Source organism: Bifidobacterium catulorum (assembly GCF_003129925.1).
Classification (GTDB): Bacteria; Actinomycetota; Actinomycetes; order Actinomycetales; family Bifidobacteriaceae; genus Galliscardovia; species Galliscardovia catulorum.
In genome coordinates this window covers 62,271-89,254 of the sequence record NZ_QFFN01000004.1, presented here as the reverse complement: position 1 = coordinate 89,254, position 26,984 = coordinate 62,271, and the positions used below count along the sequence as shown (strand labels likewise).

Annotated in this window: 20 protein-coding genes and 2 tRNA genes; 10 read left to right on the top strand and 12 right to left on the bottom strand. The window is 64.0% G+C overall.

The annotated features are described in order from the left end of the window. Positions 1-54 precede the first annotated feature (54 nt). Both DF200_RS02965 and DF200_RS02960 read left to right on the top strand, forming a co-directional pair. Entirely contained in the window at positions 55-3,003 is a 2,949-nt protein-coding gene (locus DF200_RS02965) for a cation-translocating P-type ATPase (protein WP_109136844.1), read from the top strand. Between the two features lie 219 nt (positions 3,004-3,222). Beyond that, positions 3,223-4,314: a LacI family DNA-binding transcriptional regulator gene (locus tag DF200_RS02960; protein ID WP_109136808.1), complete on the top strand. Its 1,092-nt coding sequence runs from the start codon at positions 3,223-3,225 to the stop codon at positions 4,312-4,314. A gap of 8 nt (positions 4,315-4,322) precedes the next feature. On the opposite strand, the gene dcd is transcribed toward DF200_RS02960, so the two are convergent. After that, the gene (gene dcd / locus DF200_RS02955) at positions 4,323-4,904 is read right to left on the bottom strand and encodes a dCTP deaminase (RefSeq protein WP_100510334.1); all 582 of its coding nucleotides are present in this window, start codon (positions 4,902-4,904) and stop codon (positions 4,323-4,325) included. A gap of 121 nt (positions 4,905-5,025) precedes the next feature. Continuing rightward, positions 5,026-5,391, bottom strand: coding sequence for a GntR family transcriptional regulator (locus DF200_RS02950; protein WP_158275759.1), 366 nt, complete (start codon positions 5,389-5,391; stop codon positions 5,026-5,028). 190 nt (positions 5,392-5,581) lie between these two features. On the opposite strand from DF200_RS02950, the gene DF200_RS02945 reads away from it, so the two are divergent. After that, entirely contained in the window at positions 5,582-6,130 is a 549-nt protein-coding gene (locus DF200_RS02945) for an NADPH-dependent FMN reductase (protein ID WP_109136806.1), read from the top strand. A 74-nt stretch (positions 6,131-6,204) separates the two neighbouring features. Here DF200_RS02945 and msrB read toward each other — a convergent pair whose 3' ends face one another. Continuing rightward, complete coding sequence (msrB, locus tag DF200_RS02940; protein ID WP_109136805.1) at positions 6,205-7,182, bottom strand: peptide-methionine (R)-S-oxide reductase MsrB; 978 nt, start codon at positions 7,180-7,182, stop codon at positions 6,205-6,207. A 170-nt stretch (positions 7,183-7,352) separates the two neighbouring features. Here msrB and DF200_RS02935 point away from each other — a divergent pair, with 170 nt between their 5' ends. Beyond that, positions 7,353-8,648 (top strand): O-acetylhomoserine aminocarboxypropyltransferase/cysteine synthase family protein, encoded by a 1,296-nt coding sequence (locus DF200_RS02935; RefSeq protein ID WP_109136804.1) that lies wholly within the window; start codon positions 7,353-7,355, stop codon positions 8,646-8,648. A gap of 4 nt (positions 8,649-8,652) precedes the next feature. Here the strand turns inward: DF200_RS02935 and DF200_RS02930 are convergent, their stop codons facing one another. The 5 genes from DF200_RS02930 to tgt all read right to left on the bottom strand — a co-directional run bounded on the left by DF200_RS02930 (position 8,653) and on the right by tgt (position 12,706). After that, positions 8,653-9,429 carry a hypothetical protein gene (locus DF200_RS02930; RefSeq protein WP_146191996.1) on the bottom strand — a complete coding sequence of 259 codons (777 nt, stop codon included), beginning with the start codon at positions 9,427-9,429 and terminating at the stop codon, positions 8,653-8,655. A 29-nt stretch (positions 9,430-9,458) separates the two neighbouring features. Continuing rightward, positions 9,459-10,013 carry a hypothetical protein gene (locus DF200_RS10960; RefSeq protein WP_193903114.1) on the bottom strand — a complete coding sequence of 185 codons (555 nt, stop codon included), beginning with the start codon at positions 10,011-10,013 and terminating at the stop codon, positions 9,459-9,461. Positions 10,014-10,332: 319 nt separating this feature from the next. Continuing rightward, positions 10,333-10,415, bottom strand: a tRNA-Leu gene (locus DF200_RS02920). Positions 10,416-10,534: 119 nt separating this feature from the next. After that, entirely contained in the window at positions 10,535-11,281 is a 747-nt protein-coding gene (locus DF200_RS02915) for a nitroreductase family protein (RefSeq protein ID WP_109136802.1), read from the bottom strand. A gap of 90 nt (positions 11,282-11,371) precedes the next feature. Beyond that, entirely contained in the window at positions 11,372-12,706 is a 1,335-nt protein-coding gene (gene tgt, locus DF200_RS02910) for a tRNA guanosine(34) transglycosylase Tgt (RefSeq protein WP_109136801.1), read from the bottom strand. 238 nt (positions 12,707-12,944) lie between these two features. On the opposite strand from tgt, the gene DF200_RS02905 reads away from it, so the two are divergent. Then, entirely contained in the window at positions 12,945-14,837 is a 1,893-nt protein-coding gene (locus DF200_RS02905; RefSeq protein ID WP_109136800.1) for a trypsin-like peptidase domain-containing protein, read from the top strand. Positions 14,838-15,050: 213 nt separating this feature from the next. On the opposite strand, the gene DF200_RS10930 is transcribed toward DF200_RS02905, so the two are convergent. Beyond that, positions 15,051-15,353 carry a hypothetical protein gene (locus DF200_RS10930; RefSeq protein WP_170112472.1) on the bottom strand — a complete coding sequence of 101 codons (303 nt, stop codon included), beginning with the start codon at positions 15,351-15,353 and terminating at the stop codon, positions 15,051-15,053. On the opposite strand from DF200_RS10930, the gene DF200_RS02900 reads away from it, so the two are divergent. Continuing rightward, positions 15,262-17,694, top strand: a complete 2,433-nt coding sequence (locus tag DF200_RS02900; RefSeq protein WP_109136843.1) for an HAD-IC family P-type ATPase — start codon at positions 15,262-15,264, stop codon at positions 17,692-17,694. The two genes, DF200_RS10930 and DF200_RS02900, sit on opposite strands and share 92 nt — an antisense overlap. Positions 17,695-17,737: 43 nt before the next feature. Here DF200_RS02900 and DF200_RS02895 read toward each other — a convergent pair whose 3' ends face one another. Both DF200_RS02895 and DF200_RS02890 read right to left on the bottom strand, forming a co-directional pair. Continuing rightward, positions 17,738-18,736, bottom strand: a complete 999-nt coding sequence (locus tag DF200_RS02895; protein WP_109136799.1) for an asparaginase — start codon at positions 18,734-18,736, stop codon at positions 17,738-17,740. 170 nt (positions 18,737-18,906) lie between these two features. Further along, positions 18,907-20,373 carry an amino acid permease gene (locus tag DF200_RS02890; protein ID WP_439098306.1) on the bottom strand — a complete coding sequence of 489 codons (1,467 nt, stop codon included), beginning with the start codon at positions 20,371-20,373 and terminating at the stop codon, positions 18,907-18,909. Positions 20,374-20,671: 298 nt separating this feature from the next. On the opposite strand from DF200_RS02890, the gene DF200_RS02885 reads away from it, so the two are divergent. The 4 genes from DF200_RS02885 to DF200_RS02865 all read left to right on the top strand — a co-directional run bounded on the left by DF200_RS02885 (position 20,672) and on the right by DF200_RS02865 (position 24,608). Further along, the gene (locus tag DF200_RS02885) at positions 20,672-22,120 is read left to right on the top strand and encodes an FAD-dependent oxidoreductase (RefSeq protein WP_109136798.1); all 1,449 of its coding nucleotides are present in this window, start codon (positions 20,672-20,674) and stop codon (positions 22,118-22,120) included. A gap of 133 nt (positions 22,121-22,253) precedes the next feature. Beyond that, entirely contained in the window at positions 22,254-23,294 is a 1,041-nt protein-coding gene (locus tag DF200_RS11080) for a LysR family transcriptional regulator (RefSeq protein WP_241520099.1), read from the top strand. A 130-nt stretch (positions 23,295-23,424) separates the two neighbouring features. Beyond that, positions 23,425-24,357: a zinc metalloprotease HtpX gene (gene htpX / locus DF200_RS02870; RefSeq protein ID WP_109136797.1), complete on the top strand. Its 933-nt coding sequence runs from the start codon at positions 23,425-23,427 to the stop codon at positions 24,355-24,357. 177 nt (positions 24,358-24,534) lie between these two features. Then, positions 24,535-24,608 (top strand) — tRNA-Gly (locus DF200_RS02865). A 570-nt stretch (positions 24,609-25,178) separates the two neighbouring features. Here the strand turns inward: DF200_RS02865 and DF200_RS02860 are convergent. Then, entirely contained in the window at positions 25,179-26,618 is a 1,440-nt protein-coding gene (locus DF200_RS02860; protein ID WP_109136796.1) for an MFS transporter, read from the bottom strand. Between the last annotated feature and the right edge of the window lie 366 nt (positions 26,619-26,984).

The following is a 26,984-nucleotide window of genomic DNA, read 5'->3' as shown; positions in this document are numbered from 1 at the left end:
CGGGGGATTGACTACTCTGCGGCGGAACCCGAAGGGGATATCATGACCAAGATCATGACGACCGAAACGACGACGAACGTCGGTGCGAATGACGAATTCATCGTGCCCGACGACCCCTCTCTGGCCGATGTGGCCGATGTGGCCGCGGCGCTGCATACCGATGTCGGGCGGGGATTGGGCGGCGAGGAGGCCGAACGGCGATTGAAGCGGTTCGGGCCGAACGAGCTCGCCGGCGCGCCTCCGGTGCCCAAGTGGAGGAAGTTCCTGGCACAGTTCAACGATCCGCTGGTCTACCTGCTGCTGGCGGCCACGGCGATTTCGCTGGTCGCATGGTTCATCGAACGGGCGAACGATCCCGCCGGCGCGGAGAAACTGCCGTTCGACTGCATCGTGATCGTGCTGATCCTGGTGGTGAACGCCGTGCTGGGCTATGCGCAGGAAGCCAGGGCCGAGCAGGCGGTGGCGGCGCTTTCGAGAATGGCCGCCGCCCATGCCACGGTGCTGCGCGATGGCGTCGCCGTGTCCATCCCGACCTCCGAGGTGGTGCCGGGCGACGTGGTGCTGCTCGCCGAAGGAGACACCGTCGCCGCCGACGGCCGATTGTTCTCGGCTGCCGCGCTGCATGTGGCCGAGGCCTCGCTGACCGGCGAATCCGTTCCCGTGACCAAGAACGTGGGTGTGCTGGAGGCCGCGGCGGCATTGGGCGACCGCACGAACATGGTGTTCAACGGCACGTCGGTGACGCAGGGCACCGGACGGTTCGTCGTGACGGCCACCGGCATGAGGACCCAGGTGGGCAAGATCGCCGGCATGATCTCCGCGCAGAAGGAGGAGCCGACCCCGCTGCAGAAGGAGATCGCGTTCGTTTCCAGGGTGCTGGGGCTGGCGGTCTGCGCAATCGCCGTGCTGGTGCTGGCGATGCTCGCCTTCGTGTACGGATTCAACTCCACGCAGGACATCATCGATTCGCTGCTGCTCGCCGTGTCCCTGGCCGTGGCGGCGGTTCCCGAAGGCCTGGCCGCGATCCTCACCGTGGTGCTGGCGCTCGGTGTGCAGCGCATGGCGAGGCATCATGCCATCGTGAAGAAGCTGTCGTCGGTGGAGACCCTCGGCTCTGCCTCCGTGATCTGCTCCGACAAGACGGGCACGCTGACCCGCAACGAGATGACCGTCCAGCGCGTGGTCACGCCCTCGGGCGAGGTGCTGCTCACCGGCACGGGCTACGAGCCGGTCGGCGACGTGACCGACGTCGATGGGAATGAGATAGTCGCCGGGGACGGAGACGTGCGGTTCGACGCCGCCATGACGGTGCTGCGCATCGGCGCCGTTGCCAACGACGGGCAGCTGAACGACGACGGCGGCATCGTCGGCGATCCCACCGAGGTCGCGCTGATCGTGGGGGAGCGGAAGATGCTCCGTCTCATGGCCGAGGCATCCGCGGCCCCGGAAGCCCCGTCCCGCTATACGCGGGTGGCGGAGATCCCCTTCACCTCCGACCGCAAGCGGATGACCGTCATAGCGGCCGACGCCATGACCGGCGGCCTGCTGACGGCGTTCGCCAAGGGCGCCCCCGACGTGTTGCTCGCCTACTGCGACCGCATCGTCGTCGGCGGTGACGTGCGGCCCCTGACCGCCGACGACCGCCGACGCATCCTCGCCGACGTCGAACGGCTCTCCGACGGGGCGTACCGAACGCTTGGGTCGGCATACCGTCCATTGGGCGTGGACGCCGTGGAACGCATCGACGGCATACGCCTTGATGATTCCGGCGCGCTCGCCATCGACGTCGCCGACCAGCCGGATGCCATCGAACACGGCATGATCTGGGCCGGCATGGTCGGCATCATCGACCCTCCACGCACCGAGGTGCGCGACGCCGTGGCCGAGGCCCATTCGGCCGGCGTGCGCACCGTCATGATCACCGGCGACCATCCGCTTACGGCGGCGCGCATCGCCAAGGACCTCGGCATCATCGGCGAATCCGGCAGGGCGTTGACCGGCGATGAGCTCGACCGGCTCGACGATCGGGAATTCGCCGCCGCCGTGCGCGACGTCTCCGTATACGCGCGAGTCGCCCCCGAACACAAGATGAAGATCGTCGACGCCCTGCAGGAGCAGGGCGAGATCGTGGCGATGACCGGCGACGGCGTGAACGACGCCCCCGCCGTAAAATCGGCTGACATCGGCGTGGCCATGGGCATCACCGGCACCGAGGTGACCAAGGAGTCCGCCAAGATGATCCTGACGGACGACAACTTCGCCACCATCGTGGCCGCCGTGAGGGAAGGCCGGTCCATCTTCGACAACATCCGCAAATTCCTGCGGTATCTGCTCAGCTCCAACATGGGCGAGGTGCTCACCGTGTTCGGAGGCGTGCTGTTCGCCGGATTCCTCGGCATCAGCGAACCCGGTGCGGACAGCGTGACCGTGCCGCTGCTCGCCGTGCAGCTGCTGTGGATCAACCTGCTCACCGACGCCGCGCCCGCCATGGCCATGGGTGTGGACCCGTCCATCGAGAACGTGATGAACCGCAGGCCCCGCAGGCCCGGCGACCGTGTGATCGACGCGCGCATGTGGAGCGACGTGCTCGTGGTCGGACTGCTCATGGCCGTCGTGACCCTCATCGGCATGGATCTGTACCTGCCCGGAGGCCTGCTCACCGACGATTCCGCGATGGGCGCCACGCACGACGAGCAGATCGTGATGGCCCGCACCATGGGCTTCACGATTCTCGTGTTCGCCCAGCTGTTCAACGCGCTCGCCGCACGCTCCGCCACGCAAAGCGCGTTCAGGGGCCTGTTCTCCAACGCGTGGCTATGGGGCGCGATGGCCCTGTCGGTGGCATTGCAGCTCGTGGTGATCTACGTGCCGGTGTTGAACGCCGCCTTCGGCACTACGCCCCTCGATCCGCATCAGTGGCTCGAATGCATCGGTCTGGCCGCGTTCGTGCTCGTCGGCAGTGAGCTCTACAAGCTCGTGCTGCGCACGTTCGCCAGCAGGTAGACGCAGTCCCCTCGATTCACGTGCGCGTCCGGCTCCCTCCGGCCTGAACCTCGGGGAGCCGGGCGCGCGGCCGTTCCCGCCTGCCTTCGCGTCCCCCCACGGCACGTGTGGGTTCGCCGCATGTTGTGGCAATGCCGCTAGAACGTTCATATCCTATGGGATAATCATGGCGATGTTAAACGGTTTCTAAAGCCGTTGATAACGAACAAGAGGTGATCTATGGTCAGCATCCGTGATGTGGCGCGTCGGGCGGGGGTCTCGCACCAAACGGTATCGAACGCCATCAATTCCCCCGATATCGTCTCCGAGGCGACGCGCGCCAAGATCCATGAGGCCATCAAGGAACTGGGCTACAAGCCGAACGCCTCCGCGCGCCGTCTGCGCTCCGGCAGGTCGGACGTCGTGGCGGTCGGCATCTCGGCCGGCGCCCATCGCGCGCCGTCGCCCATCTTCGACGCGTTCCTGCATCTGCTGGCCGCCGAGGCCAACAACGACGGCAAGCAGATCATGCTGTATCCGCGCATCGACGAGGCCGGCGAACTGAAGCACATCGAAAGCCTGATGGAGCAGTCCGACGTCGATATGATCATCCTCAACGAACTTGAGGTGGGCGACACCCGTCCGCAGTGGCTCATGGAGCACAAGCAACCGTTCGTACTGTTCGGACGCCCCTGGAACATCGACGACGAGACCGCGGCGAAGATCCCATGGGTCGACGTGGACGGCTACGGCGCCATCAAGGAGATGACGCATCGACTGATCGACGCCGGACGTCGGCGCATCGGCTACATCGGCTGGAACACCGGCACGGGAACCGCGCTCAACCGGTATGCCGGATGGCGGGACGCGCTCGACGAGGCAGGCCTCATCGAAGACGGCGTCTATGCGGGACGGCCGCTGGAATCATGGGCCATCGGCACCGTCGAGGCCATGCGCGCAGGCGAGGAGGCCGCGGCGGAGCTCTATACGCGGCATCCGGGGCTCGACGCCATCGTCTGCCCGTCGGACAATCTCGCGGTCGGCGCGTTGTCCAGCATCAGCCACATCGTCAAGCATTCCGTCATCGACGGCAACCCCGATGTGAACATCCTGTCGCGGCCGGTCCTGGTGACGGGATTCGACAATTCGGCCATCGCCAAGGCCTTCTCGTTCCCGTCGATCGAGCAGCCTCTCGACGTGGTGGCCAAGGAGCTGCTCCGCATGACCTGCGACATCCTCGACGGACAGCCGGTGACGGCCGACGAACGCTGGCACCGGCTGCTGAAGCCACGGCTCTTCTGGCGCGCCTCCCCGTATGACGACGACCGGTAGGGCGCCGCTCAGTCGTTGACGTCGGCGCGGTAGAAGTTGATGTAGGAGCGGCTCGGGGTCGGGCCGCGCTGTCCCTGGTAGTGCGAACCGAGCTTGCCGGAACCGTACGGGTTGTCGGCGGGGGAGCTCAGCGAGAAGAAGCACATCTGACCGATTTTCATGCCCGGCCACAGCTTCACGGGAAGCGTGCTTACATTCGAAAGCTCCAACGTGATATGGCCCTCGAAGCCGGGGTCGATGAACCCGGCCGTGGAATGGGTGAGGATGCCGAGGCGGCCGAGGGAGCTCTTGCCCTCAAGACGCGCGGCGATCGAGGCGTCGAGCTTCACGTACTCCCAGGTGGAGCCGAGGATGAACTCGCCCGGATGCAGGATCCACGGCTCGTCCGCCGGCACCTCGAACTGTTCGGTCAGGTCGCCCTGGTTCTCGGCCGGATCCACATACGTGTACTTATGGCTGTTGAACACGCGGAAGAAGCGGTCGAGACGCACGTCCACCGATGCCGGCTGCACCATCTCCGGGGTCCATGGGTCGAGCGAGATGTTGCCGTTCTCATGGGCGGCGAGGATATCGTGGTCACTAAGCAGCATGGGTGTATCTCCTTACGCGGGCAATCCTTCGTGCGTGCTGCCGCACGGCGTGATGTTCTGTGCCCCAAGTCTAGTGGAACGGACGGGAACCACGAAACCGCCGCTGCGACGCCATCCCTCGCTATTCCTCCGGTTCCATCTCCCAGACCGCGCTCAACACGTTCTGTGTGGCGGCGAGGTCGGCGTTGTGCTTGTGCGCCGCGACGACAAGGCACTGTATCGCCGCCAGCACGTCGCACGACAGCCTCGACCGCTCCGCCACCCGTGCCGTGCGCCCGGGGCTGGTGACGATCAGCCCGTTCGCCTCAAGATCCTCGTAGGCGTGCTTCACCGAGTTCGCGGAGACGTCGAGGCTCTGCGCAAGCTGGCGGATGGAGGGGAGCGGCGCCCCCGCCTCCATCAGCCCGGAGCGTATCAGGCCCTCGAACTGCACGTAGATCTGGTTGAATACCGGCGTGGGGCTGCCGCGGTCTATGGCGAACGTCATCGAGTCCTCCATTCCTTCGAACTGTATCGGTTCAATAGTACAGTTCAGGCATTCCATTCGTTGGTATTCCAACGGTTTTCCCTGCCGATTCTCTCATGGCAAAGCATGTCCCAACCTATGCGAGACAATGGATTTGAAACGTAATACGTCCGATTCGGAAAATTATAGGAACAACGCATCAGGAGGCATCATGTCCAAGATTCTGTTCGTCGTGGGTTCGCTGCACAAGAACGGCTTCAACAAGCAGCTCGCCGAGGAAGCCAAGAAGCTCATCGGCGACCGCGCCGAAGTCGAATTCCTCGACTACACCGCCGTCCCGTTCTTCAGCCAGGACGCCGAATACCCGGCCCCTGACGCCGTGTCCGCCGTCCGCCGTGAGGTCGTGCTCGCCGATGGCGTGTGGATCTTCTCCCCGGAGTACAACTACAGCTACCCGGGCGTGCTGAAGAACCTGCTCGACTGGCTGTCCCGCCCGCTGGAGCCGTTCCCGGCCGAATCCGCCTCCGTGCTTGCCGGCAAGAAGATCGCGCTGAGCTCCGTCGCCGGCCAGTCCGCCGGCGCCGGCACGCGCGGCAAGCTCACCGAGGTGCTCGGCTTCAACAAGGCCGAGCTGCTCGATGACCAGGTCGGCGTCGCGCTGGCCCCCGAGGCCTGGGGCACCGGCGAGCTCGGCCTCTCCGACGAGGACCGCAAGAAGCTCGCCGACCAGGCCGATGCCTTCCTGGAGTTTGTTAAGTAGGTAAAAGCAGTTCACGAATCGCGCGATAGGGCCCAAAACCCTCGGTTTTTGGGCCCTATCGCGCGATTCGTGAATTATAGGAGCGGAATATACTCCCCGTATCCCTCCTCCTCCATACGCTCCAACGGCACGAACCGCAACGCGGCGGAATTCATGCAGTACCGATGGCCGCCCAACGCGGCCGGACCATCGTCGAACACATGCCCCAGATGAATCTGCGTCTCCGCCGTCCGGATCTCGATGCGCGGACGGCCCGGCACACGGTCGTCCTCATGCTCGGTGACCAGATCGGCGCGAATCGGTTTCGAGAACGCCGGCCATCCACAGCCGGAATCGAATTTGTCGGCCGACGAGAACAGCGGCTCCCCGCTGACGATATCGACGTAGATGCCCGGCTCGAACGTATGGTCGTATTCGTTGACGAACGGCCTTTCGGTGGCCGCGTGCTGCGTGACCGCGAACTGCTCCAACGTCAGGTCCCAGATACGGTCCACATATTTCTGGCGTCGTCTCACATTGCGGATCTTCTCCAACGGGATATGGCAGTAGCCGCCCGGATTCCTTTCCAGATAATCCTGATGATGCTCCTCGGCGGGGTAGAAATTGCGCAATGGCTCGATGAGCACGGCCGGACGCTGCGGAATACGGTCGATGAGCTGCTCGATCGCGGCGATATACACAGCCTGTTGGGCGTCGTCCGTGAAGAACATGCCCGTGCGATACTGCCGCCCGGCGTCATTGCCCTGCCGGTCGACGGAGAACGGGTCGATGACCTCCAAAAACAGCAGACTCAACGTGCGCAACGTCACATGGGACGGGTCGAACTCCACACGGACCGTTTCCGCGGCGTCGGTCCCTCCGGAACAGACCTGCTCATACGACGGGTCAGCCGTATTCGATTGCGCATAGCCCACCGTCGTGGCGACCACGCCATCGACCTCCTGAAAATAGCGTTCCAGCCCCCAGAAGCATCCGCCGGCGAAGTATGCGGTCTGCGCGGAGGCGCTTCGCCCCGCATCCTGATTCGGATTCTCAACACTGTTGACACTCATGATGACAGTCTATTACCGGACGACGCCGTTCCGATGACTGCGTCGCCGGATGCCCGAAATCGGCACGACGACAAGCATTCGGCGCTATATCTTATATGGTTATATGGTGTCGGCCATGCCCAGCGCACGGTCGGACACGAAACGTTGCAGAGCGATGTCGGGAAGAAGTCATGACGAATTTCAGAACACAGGCCATTCACGCCGGATACGAGCCAAACGACGAGCACGATCACGCGGCCGTTCCGCCCATCTACGCCTCGGCAGCGTTCAACCTCGGCGACGCCCTGCGCGGCGAGGCGTTGGCCGCCGGCGACCTCGACGGATTCGAATACTCCCGTGTGGCCAACCCCACCGTCGACGCGCTCGAGCGACGGCTCGCCGCCCTCGAAGGCGGCATCGGCGCGGTCACCGTCGGCTCCGGCATGGCGGCGGTCACGTATGCGCTCATGTGCGCGGGCGAAGGCGGTGGTCGCATCATCGCGCCGACCGACCTGTACGGCGCCAGCGTCGATGCGCTCGGCGACTTCCTCCCGCAGTTCGGCATCCACGCCGACTTCGTCCACGACATCAACGACCTCGACGAGGTCGAATCGAAGATCGGGCCCGACACACGCGCCGTCTTCGCCGAAACCGTGGCCAACCCGTCCACGGAGATCCTCGACATCGAGCCGCTGGCCGAACTCGCCCACAGGCATGGCATCGCCGTGATCGTCGACAACACCGTGCCGACGCCCTATCTGCTGCGGCCCATCGAATTCGGCGCCGACATCGTCGTGCATTCCACCACCAAAGGCATCACCGGGCATGGCAACGCCATCGGCGGCGTCATCGTGGACGGCGGGCGTTTCGACTGGGCGAACGGACGATTCCCCCAATTCACCATGCGCCAGCAGGTCATCAGCGACGATCGCGCCGGCGAATGGCACAGCTTCGCCGAAAAATACGGCGAAGCCGCGTTCATCAAACGCATCCGCATCAAATACCTGCGCACGTTCGGCGCCGTGCAAAGCCCGTTCAACGCCTATCTTTCCCTCGTCGGACTGGAGACGCTGCCGCAGCGCGTCTCACAGCAGGTGGCCACGGCCGCACGCATCGCCGAACATCTCACGCATAGCCCGCACGTGACCAAGGTCAACTATTCCGGACTCGGCATCACACCCCAGTACGAGCTCGTCCGCAAATACTTCCCCAACGGCGTGGGGCAGATCATGTCGTTCATCGTCGACGGCAGTCCCGACAACGTTCGGCGCATCATCGACGGCACGCGGCTGTTCTCCTACGTGCCGAACATCGGCGACGCGCGCTCGCTGATCGTGGACCCGGCGCACATCACCCACCGCGAGGTGCCCGCCCCGGCCCGCGCGGCGGCCGGCGTCACCGACAACATGATTCGTCTCTCGATCGGTCTTGAGGACGCCGACGATCTGATCGCCGACCTCGATCAGGCCATCGCCGGCGCATACTGACGCTTCATCGCGCATCTAGGAGGGCATCGTTGCGATTCGATGCCCTCCCGATGATGATGGCCTTGGCGTCACGGTCGTATCTGCCGCCGGAGACGCATCCGGCGGCGCCCTTTTCCTCGAATTCCGCACGTTGCTCGAACGTGCTGATGGGGTCGACGTCGATGACGGATGCCCGCCCGTTCGCCACATGAAGCACGACATAGGCGGTATGGAGGCGCTCATTCTCAGGCGTTGTGCTGCGACCGACGTCGGGCTCGACGGGTTTGATGCAGCGCCTCCACAGGTCGACGGGAATGAACACGGGGAACCGAACGGTCGCATCCATCGCCGGGTCGAAAAGGATGCTACGGATTTTCTGATGATCGGGGTCGTTGTCCTGATCGTAATGCGGCATCTTCAGCGATGCGGCGTTCACTGCGCCGGCGACGTCCTTGCCGTTCACGCCGATGAGACCATCGTAAGGATTCCGACCGTGTCGCAGACGATGCCATTGGCGGAACGATACGGCTGCGACGACGGTGGTGATGGCCGCGGGAATGCCGAACAGCAAAGCCGGCATGATGGTGTCGAATCCGATCCTGCCGTTGTATTCGTCCAGTTGGAAGCAGAGGCCGCCGATGGCGAATACCCAGCAGAACAGGGCGAACTTGGTGTAGAACCAGGCCATATGCAGCTGTTCGCCTCTGGCTTCTTTGTCGGCGTCCTCCCGAGGCCCGTCGGAGCCGACCCATACGGTGGATTGCCATGGGGTCGGAGACGGGGGCGTCTGGCTGAAGGTCACGATGTCACTGTGCGCTTCCGGGACTAGGACTATTGGCGGCCGTATGGGGATTGCGGCGTCTGGGATGCCTGGGGCGCCTGGCCGGACTGTTGAGACTGCTGTGGTTGCGACTGCTGAGGCTGCTGCGGATACGGCTGGGCAGGGTATTGCGGCTGGACGGGTTGGGCGTTCGCCGGCATCGGGGGCACGTACTGCTGGTTCGGTTGCGCCGGCGCGCCGTACGGGTTCGGCTGCTGGCCGGCCGATGCTCCGGGACCATAGTTCGGCTGCTGCTGGGCGTTCGGCGCGAATCCACCCTGCTGCGGCATGCCCTGCTGGAAGTTCTGCTGGCTGGTGGCGCGGGCGTTCTGTTCGGCCTCACGCTTCGCCATCTTCATGTTGTACAGCAGCTGCAGAACGAACACCACGGCAAGCACGATGTCGAACACGATGCCGACCATGACGCTGCCGTACTGGTTGGCCGTGTAGAACGGGGCGATCACGCCGACGACGATGCAGATCGGCAGCATCACCCATGTGCGGCGCAGCTTGCCCTTGTAGTTCATGTTCCAGTAGATGAGCGACTTGTCTTTCTTCCCTGCCAAGTGGACCCCTTCATTGGTAGTAATGGCTGCAATTCCAGTCTAGAACGGGGGTGGTGTCGCGTGGTGTGCGGACGTCCCGAATTCGCCGCCCCGACAGCGTCGCGTAACCTGCCGGACAATCGTCGTCGGGGGTGCCGGGTGGGGGCTGGATGGCGTGAGAACGACTTCCGCATCCGGGGCGAATGGCCGGCCAACGACTGGACCACCAGACACACATTTTGACCTAATAACCCCAAAAGTGTTGTCAAAAACAGCAATGCCGGCGACGAGAAAACCCCGGACCGTTGGGATTTCAACGATTCGGGGTTTTCGTCAATCGTGCGAGTGGGGGGAGTTGAACCCCCACGAGCATACACTCACTGCCACCTGAAGACAGCGCGTCTACCATTCCGCCACACTCGCAGACAAACAGTTAATTTAGCATTGGCTGTTTGAATTTGGCAAATCGAGTGGGATGTCGGCGTGTCGCAACGTATGCGTTGTGGATGCGTTGGCATATGCCGTGACCCGCCGACATCCTCCTACCGCACGGAATGACCGGACGCCGCCTCGAAATGGTACTTCGCGCAACCCAGACCCACGTGGGCGAACAACCCTTCGGTGGCATTCGCGCTCACGGTCCCATCCTCGTGAAGCGTGAACAGGAACGGCTGCTGGCTCAACGAGGTGGGGGCGAGCATGGCCGCCTCCATGCCGCGGCGGAACCAGTCCGGCATCTCCACGCCCTCGGGAATGCTGCACAGCTCCTCGATCGGCTTGGTGCGGTGCTTGCCTCCCGGTCGTGCGCCATGGCCGAACGCCAACACCCATACGATCTTCTCGTCGGGGTCGAGACGCCACCATGCGTCCGCTGCGGCGTCGGCGTTGTCGAGCACCGACCACGAGGTCTCCAACCCCAATTGCACGATCTTCAGCGCCAGGCGTTCGCCGTAATATCCGACCTTCTCCTGTAGCGCGATCTCGCCGGGGTCGGTGGCCGCCTCGTCGGCAGTGCCCTCCTTGACCCATCCGGCGGTCGCATCCTCGGACGGAGGCACTGGCGCGCCGATCAGCGCGATCGCGTTATGCACGCCTTTGAACCGTCCGTAATGCGTCTTCAGGCCGAGAAATGCGTCGTCCAGATCGTGGGCCATCTGTATGTGCAGTCCGCTTTCGGCGTTGCATGCGTCGATTTCGGACTGTAACGCGGCCAACGTGTCGCCATCGACCGGTTCATCGGTGTACATGCGGATGGCGTGGCGCGCCTTCATCGCTTCGAGCAGGTCCATTCGAATCTCCTTCTATCCCCGAAACCATACGGATGCCGATACATATCGTAGGAGCAGGCGGGGAGCGTGGTTGTTACAGGCGCCCGGCCGCTAGCCGCGTGAGCCGTTGGCGTAGAAGCGGGCCAGCGTCGCGTCGCGGAATTCATCGAAATATCCGCCGTCGATCGATGCGCGGATATCGTCGAGCAGACGGACGAAGAACCGCTCGTTGTGGATCGTCGCAAGCGTGCATCCGCTCATCTCGCGCGTCTTGAGCAGATGATGCAGGTAGGCGCGCGAATAATGCGTGCATGTGTAGCAGTCGCAGCCCTCCTCAAGCGGTCGGAAGTCGCGCTTCAACGCCGCCCGCAGCACGTTCCACCGGCCGTCGCGCGTATAGATCGCGCCGTTGCGGGCCGTGCGTGCGGGCGCCACGCAGTCGAACGTGTCGCCGCCGTTCTCCACGCCGGCGAAGATGTCGTCCACCGCGGCGATGCCCAATACGTGTCGGGGCCGCAGCTCGGGCATCTCGTCGCAGATCCACGCGCAGATATTGCCGAGGATGTTCTTCTCGATGGCGCCGCCGATGCCCACGCCGTCGAAGTCGAGCGAGGCGATCTGCCGCGCGGCGTGACGGCGCAGGTCCTCATAGTTCGCGCCCTGTACGACGCCGAACAGCGCCTGATACGGTTTGCCGAGCCGTTCGGCGGTCAGACGACGATGCTCGGCGACGCATCGTTTCGCCCAGCGGAACGTGCGTTCGACCGACTGTTCCTGATACGATCGCGTGTTCATCAGCGTGGTCAGCTCGTCGAACGAGAACATGATGTCGGCGCCGATCTTGTGCTGGATGCCCATCGAGATCTCCGCGGAGAAGCGATGGACGTCGCCGTTGAGCGGCGATTTGAACGTGACGCCGTCCTCGTCGACGAAGGCGAGGCGTTCCTTGCCCTTGGCGATGATGTCGTCGGATTTCAGCCCGGTGACGTCCATGGCCAGCGTCTTCTTGAATCCGACGCCGAGCGACATGACCTGGAAGCCGCCGGAATCGGTGAACGTGGGGCCGTGCCAGTTCATGAATTTCCCAAGGCCGCCGGCCGCGTCGACGATGTCCTCGCCGGGGCGTTCGAACAGGTGGAACGCGTTGGCGAGCGTGCATTGCGCGCCGAGGTCCACGAGCTGCTCGGGCAGCATGGCCTTCATGGTGGCCTGGGTGGCGACCGGCACGAACGCGGGGGTCCTGATGTCGCCGTGCGGGGTGTGGATGACGCCGCTGCGGCCGTGCCGGAATCCGCCCCGTCCCAGACCGTCCGCGGTGGGATCGAGTCGGCGCGTGATCTCGAAGCCGAACGCGCCGCGGTCGCCGGGCTTGCCGGGGGCGGTGCCGCGCGGGTGCTCCACGAGGTCGCTTGCGGTGTTGATGGTGGGGTCTGTCACGTCAGTCATACGTATAACTCTAAGCGATGGGCGGGTTCCGGCGTCGTCTGGCCGTGGAATGGCAGTGGAATGGCATGTATAGTCGGGGTTCCGAAGGTTTGAGCAAGTCGAAAGAGGATTCGACATTATCTTTCAAGGAACATTCAGGAAACTTCCAGAGGGTGAGTCTTTACTCATAGATAGTTCAAACGAGCACGTTATACATGGGAAAGCGGTTCGAGCTCCATGTACCGACTAAGGAGTGACAATGGCTGAAAACAACAATGTCCCCCAGTGGGGGCGGCAGCCGGGCGAGGATCCGCGGCAGCCGGGCGATGGGGCGGATCGAAACGCCTCCGCCAACGAGGGTGCGCAGCAGCAGGGGCAGGGGCAGCCGAACCCGCAGTACGGCATCGCGCCGAACCAGACCTCTCCCAACGCCGCGCTGTACGACCCGGTGGCGGCGCAGAGCGAACAGCCGGCCCCCGGGCAGGAGACCGAACCCATCACGCCGGTGGCCCAGGCCAATGAGCAGCCCACGGAGGCCCTGCCTGTTCCCGATGCCCAGCCGACGCAGACCCTGCCGTTCCCGAACGCGCAGACGCAGCAGCCGGCCGCTCCGTCATCGGCCCCCGTTCCGGGACCGGCGCCCTCGGCCCCGCAGTATGGCGCCTACAATCAGCCGCCGTCGCAGCCGCAGTACCGCCCGGCCCCGCAGTTCGGCGCATACGGCCCCGTCCCTCCGCAGGTGCAGCAGGAGCAGAACGCCCAGAACGCCGCCGACGGCAATGGCAACGGCGAACCCCCGCAGGGCGGCTCCCCGTTCAACCCGTTCCATAATCCCGGACAGCCCAATGGCGGCAACGGCGGCAATCCCAACGATCCCCATGCGCCAGGCGTCTCCGCGCCGCGTCGTGGCGTCTCCCCGGTGCTCACCGCCGTGGTCGCGGCGGTCGTTGCCGTGGCCGTCAGCCTCGGTCTCGGCTTCGCCGCGCTGACCGGGGGATGGATCTCCCTGCCCACGTCGTCGTCCATGACCTCGCTGAACTCCGGCAGCGGCTCAGGCAGCGCCAAGGCCGAATCCGGCCAGTCGGTCGACTGGACGTCCGTGGCCAAGAAGGTCTCCGGCTCCGTCGTCGCCATCCAGACGCAGATCCAGTCCGGCGGCCAGACCGGCACCGCCAAGGGCTCGGGCGCCATCATCTCCAAGGACGGCGATATCGTGACCAACAACCACGTCGTCTCCGGCGCCACGCAGATTCAGGTCACGCTGTCCGACGGCTCGCTCTACACGGCCAAGCTCGTCGGCACCGACGTCACCACCGATCTGGCGGTCATCAGGCTGCAGAACCCGCCGAGCGACCTCACCGTCGCCGACTTCGCCGACTCCGACGAACTCGCCGTCGGCGAGAGCGTCATGGCCATCGGCAACCCGCTCGGCTACGAGAACACCGCGACCACGGGCATCGTCTCCGCGCTGAACCGCCCCGTCACCGTTATGGACGATGAGAACAACGAGATCGTCACCAACGCCGTGCAGCTCGACGCCGCCATCAACCCCGGCAACTCCGGAGGCCCGACGTTCAACGGTGCCGGCCAGATCATCGGCATCAACTCCTCGATCGCCACGTCGTCGTCCAGCTCCAGCTCGTCGTCGTCCAGCGGTTCGATCGGCATCGGATTCGCCATCCCGGCCAACCTCGTCAAGCGTGTGACCAACGAGATCATCAAGAACGGCAAGGTCAAGCACGTGGCGCTCGGCGTCACCGTCAAGACCGACACCGCCGAGGCGGACGGCATCACTCGCGCCGGCAGCGCCGTGCAGAGCGTCGTCTCCGGCGGACCGGCCGCCAAGGCCGGCGTGCAGAAGGGCGATGTGATCGTCGGATACAACGGCAAGACCGTCGGTTCCAACGCCTCGCTGCTCGGCTATGTCCGCGCCACCGCGCTCGGCGACACCGTCAAGCTCACCGTGGTCCGCAACGGCAAGACCGTCGAGCTCAATGTGACCATGGACAAGGAGGAAAGCGCCGTCAACGGCTCCAACCGCTCCGAATCCAACGGCTACAGCAACAACAACCAGAACAACAACGGCAACTCCGACAACAACGGTAATTCCGACAACGGCGGCAGCGACGATCCGTTCAACTTCGGATGGTGACGTGATTCCGCCGGGAATCCTCCTGTGACATCACAGGACGGGCCGTGGCATCATCGCAGCAGGTGATGCCACGGCCCGTTTTCGTCTCCGGTATGGGCGGAATCGTCCGTGAGCCCGCTATCCGGCCTCGACGAGGGTGCCGGCGTGTCCGTTTGCCGATCGCTGGTATGGTATCTAGCGAAATAAATGAACATCGAATCTTTACGCCGTGTATCACAGCGTCCGGAGGCTTGCACGCCATCTGACGCTGGGATGGGTTAACAAGGCGTGACCATTGCAGTGCCGGCAAGGCTTGCAGTGCCACGCGAAGACCCGCGGCGAATCTCCCGAGCTGGTCCAGCGGCATGCAGCGACGCCGATGTCGGCCCCTACAAACCAGCGTAAGGAGACATTCATGAAAACGGCATTCATGAAAACGGCATCGATGGAAACGGCATCGGCGAAAACACCGTTGAAAAGAGTCATCGATCGTTGCTGTGGAATCTGCCGTCGGGTTCCGTTGTTGCCGATAACCATCCTCTCCGCCCTCGTCGTGGCCGGACTGTGGGATTGGCGTCCGTGGGGGCGCCCGTTCTGGATGGTGGACCCGAGCGTGGGGCAGTGGGTCGTCATCGTGCTGGTGGCGTATACCGTGGTCGACACGCTGCGCGGCATGATCGACGACATCCGCCACGGCCATGTGGGAGTGGATGTGCTGGCCGTCGTGGCGATTCTTTCCACAGTGGCCGTGCAGGAATACTGGGCCAGCTGGGCCGTGGTTCTGATGATCAGCTCCGGCGAGGCCATTGAGGAGTATGCGCAGTCCAAGGCCGAGGGAAACCTGACCGCGCTGATGGAGGCGGCTCCGCAGATTGCACATGTGGTGAACCTGCCCGGCGTCGGGGGCGGTCCCCGCGGCGGCGACGCGGTGTCGGAGGCCTCATCCGATGGGGCAACGCATCTGCGCACGGTGCCGGTCGACCAGGTGCTGCCCGGCGACATATTGCAGGTGCTGCCCGGCGAGACCGTGCCCGTCGACGGCAAGTTGCTCAGCGGCACGGCCACGCTTGATCTTTCGAACATCAACGGCGAACCGCTTCCACGCGAGGTGTTCGCCGGCGCCCGCGTGATGTCCGGTGCGGTCAACGGCGCCACCATGCTTACCATGCGCGCCACCGAACTGCCGCGCGACTCGCAGTACCAGCGCATCCTCGAACTCGTGCGGTCGGCGCAGAACTCGCGCGCCGCGGTGGTCCGGACCGCCGACCTGCTCGCCGTGCCGTTCACCGTCGTCTCGTTCGTCATCGCAGGTGTGGCGTGGATCGTCTCGGGCACACCCACGCGTTTCGCCCAGGTGCTGGTGCTCGCCACGCCCTGTCCTCTGCTCATCGCCGCCCCCGTGGCCTACATGGCCGGCACTGGTAGGCTTGCCAAGGCCGGTATTCTCATCAAGGCGCAGGAGGTGTTGGAGAACCTCGGTCGCGTCTCGCACATCTTCTTCGACAAGACCGGCACCCTGACCGTCAAGAAACCTCAGGTGGTGCGCGTGGACATGCCGGTCGGCGTGGTCGCGCTGCCCGACGCCGCCGGCCCGGATGCGTCTCGGAAGCCGAACCATCCCGCCGCGCTCAACGAGGACCACATCCTCATGTTCGCCGGTGTGGTGGAGGGCTATTCGGTGCATATCCTCGCCAAGGGCATCGCCAAGGCCGGTGCCGCCGCGGTCGAAAGGATGCATGCGCGGTATGCCGAAGGTCAGCGCCGATGCCCCGAAAACGGCCGTCCGGGCCATGGTCGGGCGTATCCGGTCGTCAGGAACATCGAGGAGGATTCCGGCAACGGCGTGAGCGGCGAGGTCAATGGGCACACCGTTCGCGTGGGACGGTTCGGTTTCGTCACCAGAGGCATGCACGGCATGGGCGCGGTGGCTTCGCAGCTCGCCGCCCTGCCGGAAACGCACATACAGGGGCAGACGGTCCGTTCCCGAACGACGAACGACGGCTTCCGCAGGGTCGGGGCCGGTCCGCGGAAGCCGTCATGGCGTCGTGTGGACGGCCCCGACGGACATCGCCCGATGGGCGGCGGCATCAGCGGCATCAATGGCATCAATGGCAGCGGCGGCATCAGCAGCGCATCGTCCGCCGCCGTCCGCGCCCGTCGCCATGCCATGCGCGACGTGCTCTTCCCCGCCGACCATTTCGCCGACCTCGCCGCCGACGAAATGGCCGCCTACGTGGCTGTGGACGGTCGACTCGTCGCACGGATCGTCCTCAAGGACGTGCCGCGCGACAACGCACGGGAATCGTTGGAACGACTGCGTTCCTTGGGGGTGGATCGGCTGTCGATGCTGACCGGCGACAAGGCCGCCGCAGCCAACGCCATTGCCGCCGAAGTGGGCATCGACGACGTCAGATCCGAATTGTTCCCCGAAGACAAGGTGGCCGCGGTCCGGAAGGCCGCCGCGGAGCAGCCGCGCCGACAGTCATGGTGGGACCGCGCCCTGCAGCTGTTCCTGGGCGAATCCACCGCGAAATCGGTGACAATGATGGTCGGCGACGGTGTGAACGACGCACCCGTGCTGGCGGCCGCCGACCTCGGCATGGCCATCACCGACGGCACCAGCACTGCGGCGTCGCAATCCGCGCAGGTGGTCATCATGAACGACGACCTCGCCGCCGTGCCGAGCGCCATCGCCATCGCCCGACGCACCAAACGCGTGATGATGCAGGCGGTGCTGCTCGGCCTGGGATTGGCGCTGATGGGCATGGTCGCGGCCGCGTTCGACCTGATTCCGGTGGTCGTCGGGGCGTTCATGCAGGAGGCCATCGACGTGGTCAGCATCCTGTGGGCGCTCACCGCGCTCATCGACCGAAACTGACGCAACGGACAGGAACCACCGGACCCGTACGGTTCCTATTCCGTCATGCCGCCGTGATTTCGCCGGCGATGGGCCGTGGAATCCACGCGGCGAGTTCGCGGCCGCGCAAACCCTGCGACAGCAGGAACACGATCTTGGCGTATGCGGCCTCAAGCGTCATATCGCCCGTGCCGATAGCTCCCGCACGCGCGATTGCGTCGCCGGCCTCGTAATGGCCCAGCAGCACGCGCGCCTGCTGGCATTGCGAGGCCACGACCACGGGGATTCCCTCGTCGAGCAGCCGCGCGAACACGTCGGTCAGTCCGGGTTCGTCGGCCGGAACGTTGCCGACCCCGTACGCACGCACCAGAACGGCTTCCGGCCGGGGCGTGAACATGGCCTCCAGCCGCGCCGCCGTGATTCCCGGCGCCATGTCGACGACGGCTACATCATGCCTCGTATACGGCTTGGGGTCCGCCCATCCGCGGCCGTCGGCGGCGTACGGCTCCCAATGCCACGGCGCGCCCGTCTGCGCCAGCAGTCCGGCCGACGGCGCCGCGAATCCCTCGAACGCCCACGACGACACCTTGCTCACCCGATTACCGGCGATGAGATGATGTCCGAAGAACAACGACACGCCTTGTGCACGCCCGGATATCACGGCGTTGAGCGCGCCGGTCACGTTGGCCGTCGCATCGGTCTCGACCATGCCCAGCGGATACTGCGACCCGGTGAACACGACGGATTTGCCGAAATCCGTCAGCGCATATGAGACGGCGGCCGACGAATAGCTCATCGTATCGGTGCCGTGCAGGACGATGAACGCGTCGGCCTCGTCGCGATGCGAACGCAGGTCGTCCACGATCGCCTGCCAGTTCTCCGGCGTTGCGCACGACGAATCGATGAGCGGATCGAGCTGGGTGAACGATACCTGGTCGGCCGCGATCTGCGTGCCGTCGATCAGTCCATACAGCCAGCCGCGCATGTCGGCGCCGGGAACGAGGCCATGCGGCGAGTCGACCATGCCGATCGTGCCGCCGGTATAGGTGATATGAATGCGCATCGTCCGATTCCTTCCATGGGATGGGCATTACGTACGTGGATTACATATATATGTATATGGACAGTACCTATATATGGACAGAATAGGGTGCGTCTCGATGGGGGTGTTGCGCCCCGCCCGCGCATACGTCCGACGGCTCCCCGCCGTACGTGGCGGGGAGCCGGGGAGGGTCAGTCCTCGTCGGCGTCGAGCATCTCGTCCATGAGATTGCCGTCGATGCGTCCGCGCACGTAGTACCATCCGGCGACCATCGCGATGACGACCACCACGAACAGCGCCAGCGTCCATCGACCGGACGTACTCGTCAGATTCGAGATCACGACGATGGCGAAGAACAGCAGCGACACGTAGTTCGTGTACGGGGCGCCGGGCATGCGGTATTCGGGGCGCGTCTCCTCGCCGGCCTTGACCTTCTTCAGGAACGCGAGATGGGTGACGAGAATCGCGGCCCACGTTCCGGCGATACCGATGCCGGCCAGATTCATGATGATCTCGAACGCGTCGGCCGGCAGCACGGCGTTGAGCACCACGCCGATCAGGCCGAGAGCCGACGTGATGATGATGCCGCCATACGGGATGTGATGCCTGTTCATGCGTGCGGCGAACTTCGGGCCGGAGCCGGCCACGGCCATCGAACGCAGCGTACGGCCCGTGGCGTAGAGACCGGCGTTCAGCGACGACAGCGCGGCCGTGAGCACGACCACCTGGATGACGTCACCGGCGTGCGGGATGCCGATGCCGGAGAAGAACGTGACGAACGGCGACTCATTCGACGAGTAGGCGGTGTACGGCAGCACGAGCGCCATGAGGATGACGGAACCGACATAGAAGACAAAGATGCGGATGATCATCGAGTTGATGGCCTTCGGCAGTACCCGCTTGGCCTCCTTCGCCTCGCCGGCCGCGACGCCGACCATCTCGGTGCCGCCGAACGCGAACACGACGCCGAGCGTGAGCGCGAACACCGGGGCGATGCCCATCGGGAAGAATCCGCCGTGTTCGGTGATGTTGGCGACGCCGGCGTGCGTGTCGCCGACCGGGGCGCCGGTGACGATGGCCCAGATGGCGATGACCATGAACGCGATGATGGTGAACACCTTGATGGCGGCGAACCAGAATTCGGCCTCGCCGAACATCTTCACGCTCATCATGTTGAGCACGAACACGAGGGCCAGCGCGCCGAGCGCAAGCACCCACTGGGGGATCACCTCGAACGCCTTCCAGTAGTGGAAGTACACGGCGACGGCGGTGATGTCGGCCATCACCGTGGTGGACCAGTCGAGGAAGAACATCCAGCCGGTGACGTATGCGCCCTTCTCGCCGAGGAATTCGCGGGCGTAGGAGACGAACGCGCCGGAGGACGGGCGGCGGATGGCCAGTTCGCCGAGCGCGCGCACCATCAGGAACGCGAAGATGCCGCAGATCGCGTAGGCGATGGTCAGGCCGGCGCCGCCCTGGGAGAGGCGTCCGCCCGCGCCGAGGAACAGGCCCGTGCCGATCGAACCGCCGATGGCGATCATCTGGATGTGCCGGGGCTTGAGGTCCTTCGCGTAGCCGGCGTCGCTTTTGTCATGCATGACTACGCGGGCATCGCCATGCGGCTTCGCCGTCTCGTCCTTCTCCGTCTTCTCGGTCATGAGATTCCTTCTTTATATGGTTCTCTTCGTATGTGTCTTATGTGCGTATCGGCATTGCCGACGATATCGGCGCGGTCGGCGTCCGGGACGCCCGCCGTGCAATCGGTGAACATGATATGACGGCGAATGGTCAACAATATGAACGGATGATATGAACGGATGATATGAACGGGGCGGGAATCATGGGATGCAAGAAGACGGAGGGTGCGTCTCGCGCCGCCGCGCTCGCGCCGGCATGGCGGAACAACGTTGCGAATCCCTCTGTTCCGTAAGCGTCAAATGCGTTACGCTGTAATGCGTGACTGATACTAACGAACTTCGCATCGCCGTGATCGGTTCCGGACCGGCCGGCGTATACTCCTCCGACATCCTGCTCAAGCAGCTCGCCAAGCGCAGCGAGGAACTGGGCCTGCCCGCCACCGCGCGCATCGACCTGTTCGAGAAGCTGCCCGTGCCGTTCGGTCTGGTCCGCTACGGCGTGGCCCCCGACCATCCGTCGATCAAATTCATCGCCGGCGCCCTCGAAAAGACGCTCGACAACCCGAACATCCACCTGTACTGCGATGTGGAGTTCGGCAAGGACGTCACGCTCGACGAACTGCTCGCCCGCTACGACGCCGTGCTCTTCGCCACCGGCGCCGTGAAGGACAAGCCGCTCGGCCTGCCCGGCGCCGACCTCGACGGTGTGTATGGCGCCGCCAAGTTCGTCGAATGGTACGACGGATACCCCACGGGCGCTCGCGAATGGCCGTTGGAGGCCGAGAACGTGGCCGTGATCGGCGGCGGCAACGTGGCCATGGACGTGGCGCGCGAACTCATGCGCAACGCCGACGACCTCAAGGCCAAGACCGACATCCCCGACAACGTGTACGAAGGCATCAAGGCCAACAAGGCCAAGGTGCTGCACCTGTTCATCCGTCGCGGCGTGGCCCAGGCCAAGTTCAGCGTGCAGGAGCTGCGTGAGATGGAGAAGCTGCCCGGTGTGCAGCTCATCATCAACGAGGACGACTTCGACCTCGACGAGGAGACCATCGAGGTGGCGGGCAAGGACAAGCTCGCCCGTCAGATGGTCGAGGAGCTGTTCACCATCCGCGAGATGGCCGAGGACATGGAAGACGACGGCGACGTGGACTACGAAGGCAACCCCGCCGACCGCAAGTACTACATCCACTTCAACTCCGCCCCCACCGAAGTACTCGGCAGGGACGGCAAGGTGACGGGCATCCGCGTGGAGGTGACCGAGACCGGTGCCGACGGCAGGATGCATCGCACCGGTGAGTTCGTGGACTACCCGGTGGAGGCCGTGTACCACGCCATCGGCTACAAGCCGGCCGAGGCGCCGGGCATCGCCTACGACGAGAAGGGCGCGCATCTGGCCAACGCGAACGGCGACGGCCGCATCACCACCGAGGCCGACGGCGGCGAGGTGCGACCGCGCCTGTACGCCACCGGCTGGGCCAAGCGCGGGCCGGTGGGTCTGATCGGCTCCACCAAGTCCGACGCGCTGATGATTGTGAACCACATGCTGGAGGACTTCGCCGCAGCCCCGGAGCGCGGGCTGTTCGCCGAGGACCGCGATCCCGCGTCGATCGACGAGCTGCTTGCCGGCAAGGGCATCAGGCCCATCGACTTCGCCGGGTGGAAGCGCATCGACCGGTTCGAGCGTGCCGAGGGCGCGAAGGAGGGCCGCGAGCACAAGAAGGTCATCGAGCCCGAGCAGATGCGCGAGCTCGCCGCCGGTGAGTGAGACGCCGAGTAGCTGAGCCGCAGCCTCCTTATTTTCCGGTTCCCCTCCTGGCCAAGGAGGGGAACCGGCAGCCGATAGGCTGACTGAGGGGAGGGTACGGCTTTGCATGGCACCATCCGGCTACACTGGAGCCATGGTTGAACTCAATCCGCAGATGCTGGTGACCCTATGGCAGATCGAACGCTGTGGTTCGTTCTCCGCCGCCGCCAAAGCGCTTGGCTGGAGCCAGCCCGCGATAAGCCAGCAGATCAAGAAGCTCGAATCCCAATGCGCGATGCGGCTCGTCACCCGCACCGCCCGCGGCGTCGAACTCACGCCGGCTGGAGCGATGCTGGCCCGTCACGGAGGGGCCATGGCCGACGAACTTGCCCAGGCCCAACGCCAGCTTGAGGACTACCGTCGTGGAAGTTTCGCCCATCTGCGCATCGTGGCCCCTCCCTCGATCTGCTCGACCATCGTGGCGAAGACGGTCGTACGTCTCAGCATCGCCGACGAAAAGGCCCTGCATGGCGGCGGAGCCGATTCGCGCGACGCGTTTATCGCGGCCGCAGGGGCCGAGCACGGGACGAATGGTGAACACGCCACACCGCGCCTTGAGATCAGTCTCGCGCAGATGGAGCCGCCGGAAGCCATCGAACAGGTGTCCGCCGGCGAGGCCGACGCCGCGATCATCTTTCGTTATGACACGCTTCCGCACTTCCTGCGCATCGACGAAACCCTGCATTTCGAGCCGCTCGGCGCCGATCCGCTGCGGCTTCTGGTCCGCAGGTCGAGCGCCATAGGCAAGGCATACGAACGGAACCGCGAACCGGTCGACCTCACCGCGGCGCACGCCGAGACATGGATCGCGGGCTGCGCCACCTGCCGCGCCAATCTGCTCAAGCTCGCCTCCCGCGCCGGATTCCAGCCCGACATACGTCACTCCACCGACGACTACTGGGCCACGCAGAACCTGGTCGAAATGGGCATGGGCGTCTCCCTCGTCCCCACGCTCGATACGAAGATCCATGTGCAGGACGATCTCGTGGCCTGCGCCTTGCGTGATGCCGATGCCAGCCGCCAGGTCGGCATCCTCACCCGCGTCCACGACGCTCGCGAATCCCTCGGCCTGCTGCGCAACGAGCTCGCCGAAACCGCCCGCCACTATCTTCAGCCGATTCCGACCGTCGAATAGGCGGGCGGTACATCCCGAAATTTCCGGTTCTTTACAAGGCAAAGCCTCGCAACTCGTGTTTTTCGGCCTTGCGCACCGTTAACAACGGACATTCAGCAAATATCCAGTCTCGCTGGTTACGTTTGGTCCCATGGACCGAGAAATACGCGTGCGTGGCCACTTCAACGGCTTGAAGACCACCCTGTTGTTTGCGCTGATGTGGGCGATCATCATGCTCATATGGTGGCTGACCGGCGGCCGCCGGGGCACGCTCGGCATCTATATCTGCATTGGTCTGGGCACCACGTTCATCTCGTACTGGTTCTCCGACAAGCTCGCCATCGCATCGATGGGCGCACGGCAGGTCTCCGAGCAGGAGGCGCCGACGCTGTACCGCATCGTCCGCGAACTCTCCGCCCGCGCCGGCAAACCCATGCCGCGCATCTACATCGCGCCCACGCTGTCACCGAACGCCTTCGCCACCGGCCGCAACGAACGCCACGCGGCCGTATGCTGCACGCAGGGCATCCTCCAGCTGCTCAACGAACGCGAGATTCGCGGCGTGCTCGGCCACGAGCTCATGCACGTCTACAACCGTGACATCCTCACCGGCGCGATTGCGTCGGCCATGTCCACCGTCATCACCTATCTCGGCTATTCACTCATGTATTTCGGCGGCGGTAGCGGCAGCGACGACGAAGACAACCGCGGCGGCGGGATATTGGGTCTGCTGGTCACGATGATCCTCGCCCCGATCGGTGCCTCGCTCATCCAGATGGCCATCAGTCGCACGCGCGAATTCGATGCCGACGAGGACGGCAGCCGTCTGACCGGCGACCCCGAGGCGCTCGCCTCCGCGCTCAGCAAGATCGAGTCCGGCATACCGATGGCGCCGATGCGTCAGACCGCCGGCACGCAAAGCGTCTCCGCGCTGATGATCGCCAATCCGTTCTCCGCCGGCGGTCTCAGCCGGTTGTTCTCGACGCATCCGCCGACCGAGGAACGCATCCGCCGACTCATGCAGATGAGCTACGAACTGCGGCAGGCTGGCGCCGTCCCCGGACAGCGCATCTCGATGCGATAGGCGTCCTTCCGTTGCGCGAACCATGTGCGGTGCGTGGCTTTTTGCTTGTGCACGTGCATTGCGTCTGCCCGAACGGCCGGCGGGATTCGGATGATCGACCGATTGAAGACCTGCCCGGCTGGCGTTTCTCGTCCGTTATATGCTAGACTGATATTTCGTGCAAAAATGCACGCCTTTGCGGACGTAGTTCATCGGTAGAATGAAAGCTTCCCAAGCTTTAGAGGCGGGTTCGACTCCCGTCGTCCGCTCCACTGAGGACCGTTGGAATTCCAACGGTCCTTGATGTTTTTGGCGTGTTTTACGTTTTGGAAAAGGCATAAAAGGCACAAAAGGCACAAACGAAAGCGGACACATATTCTGGCCTATGATCCCATTCTGCCTATAAACCCACATTCTGCCTATACCCCACATTCTGGCCTATAGCCTCATTCTGGTCGTGTCATCGCCGGTTTCGCACTCCAATCCACCAGAAACGGGACATCGCCGGCGGACGACGTCGCATTTTGTCCGTTTTGCGTCTCTGTCCGTCGCGTATCGTCGTCGGCGTTCGATAGAGCATTGAAATTGCAACGTTTTGTGGATTCCCGGCTTGCGTCGGTGAAGGACATCGACGCGTTTTCGTCGGTTTCGTGCCGTCGTCCGTCACAATGGCGATGGTATTGGTGTGGGCGATGGTATTGGTGTGGGGGTCGTTCCGCCGTTATGACATACCGGTCCATGACCCGGGAATCCGTAGAGCGCAATACGATGATCCCCGCCGGGAAATCCTGGCGGGGATCATCTAGGAACCCGTACGGTAGGTACGGCAGCGCGTGGCCGTCCTACTTGTCGCTGGCCTTGGCGTCGGCCTCGTCGAGGAGCTTCTGGAACTCCGGGTCGGGCTTCGGGGCGCCGTTGGCCTTCCACTCGGCCAGATCGCTCATGACCTTCGGGAAGATCTTGTCGATGCGGTACATGGCCATGAGCACGATGCAGATGACGAAGAAGATGATCGGCAGCCACACGTAGATCATGTCGATGGCACCCATGGCGCCTGCGGACTGCACGGCCTTGGCGCCGTCGTAGCCGCCCGCGGCAAGCACCCAGCCGACCATGGCGGTTCCGATGCCCAGGCCGATCTTCTGGCCGAGCGAGCCGCCGGAGTAGAGCAGGCCTTCGACGCGGATCTTGGTCTTCCAGTAGCCGTATTCGATGGTGTCGGGGAAGAACGCCCAGATGGAGCCGAGGATCGGGCCGTAGACGATGCCCTTCACGATCTGGGTGAACACGATGAAGCCGTAGCTTTCCTTGGCGAACAGCGGCAGGAGGTAGGCGATGATCGAGACCACGAGGCAGACGATGACCACGCGGGTCTTGCCGAACTTCGGGAACAGCTTGGTGCAGGAGAGGATGCCGACCATGGCCGGCAGCAGGTAGGCGAGGGTGAGCACGCCGACCGCGTCGGGCTGGTGCAGGTAGTACTTGGCGTAGTAGACGAGCGAACCCTGGGTGAGGGAGTAGGCCACGTGGAAGAACGCGAGGAAGCCGAAGGCCATGAACCAGTACTTGTTCTTGAGCCAGGCCTTGATCTCCACCTTGAACGGGTACTGGCTCTTCTTCTTGGTGCCCTTGGCGATCTTCACGCGTTCCTTCTGCGTGCCGAACACGATCCAGAACAGGATGCAGGCGATGACGGAGAGCACGGCGTAGGCGAGCACCCAGCCCATCTGGCCGCCGCCGAAGGCGTTGACCAGCGGCATGGTGGCGTTGGTGATGATGAGGATGCCGCACTGTGCGAGGAACATGCGGGAGAGGTTGAGCTTCTCGCGCTGGCCCTGATCCTGCGTGACCAGCGAGTTCAGTGTGCCGTACGGGATGGCCATCGACGAGAACGCGATCATGAGGAGGTTGTAGGAGATGAAGATGTAGATGATCTTCACGGTGTCGGATGCGTTCTGCGGTACTGCGAACAGCGTGACGGTGAGGATGCCGAACGGGATGGCGCCGAACAGCAGCCACGGGCGGGCCTTGCCCCACTTGGAATGGGTCTTGTCGACGAGTGTGCCGACGCAGACGTCGATGATGCCGTCGAACGAACGCGAGATGAGCATCAGTGTGCCGACCGCGGCCGCCGAGATGCCGACGATGTCGGTGTAGAAGTAGACCACGAACATGCCCAGCGAGCCGAACGTGAAGTTGATGGCCATATCGCCGAAGCCGTAGGCGACATAGTCCTTGAGTCCCAGCTTCTCTTTGAAGCTGGTGGTAATGGCGCTGCTCATTACTCCCTCTTTCCCAATATGATGAAACCGCTTTCACGACAGGTCGGCAATACAAGGACGCAGGCGATGGATAACCGCAACCATATATACGCCGAACCCGTTGTGACCGCTAACGCAAAGCTGATGCTAGATGCGGGGGCAAATGATGTCAATAGTGAAAAATAACGGACGCATCATCTCGGACGAGGTGGTTTTCGATCGATCGGAGAAAAGTGAAGTGATCGAACGGAAACGACGAATCCCTTGTGATTGTTGGTTTTTAACGGTGGTTGACGACGATGGGCGGCCGGCGGGAATCGAGGGCGGGAATCGAGGGCGACGTCGATAACAACGGCGGAAACCGTTATGGATTCGCAACCGTTGTTA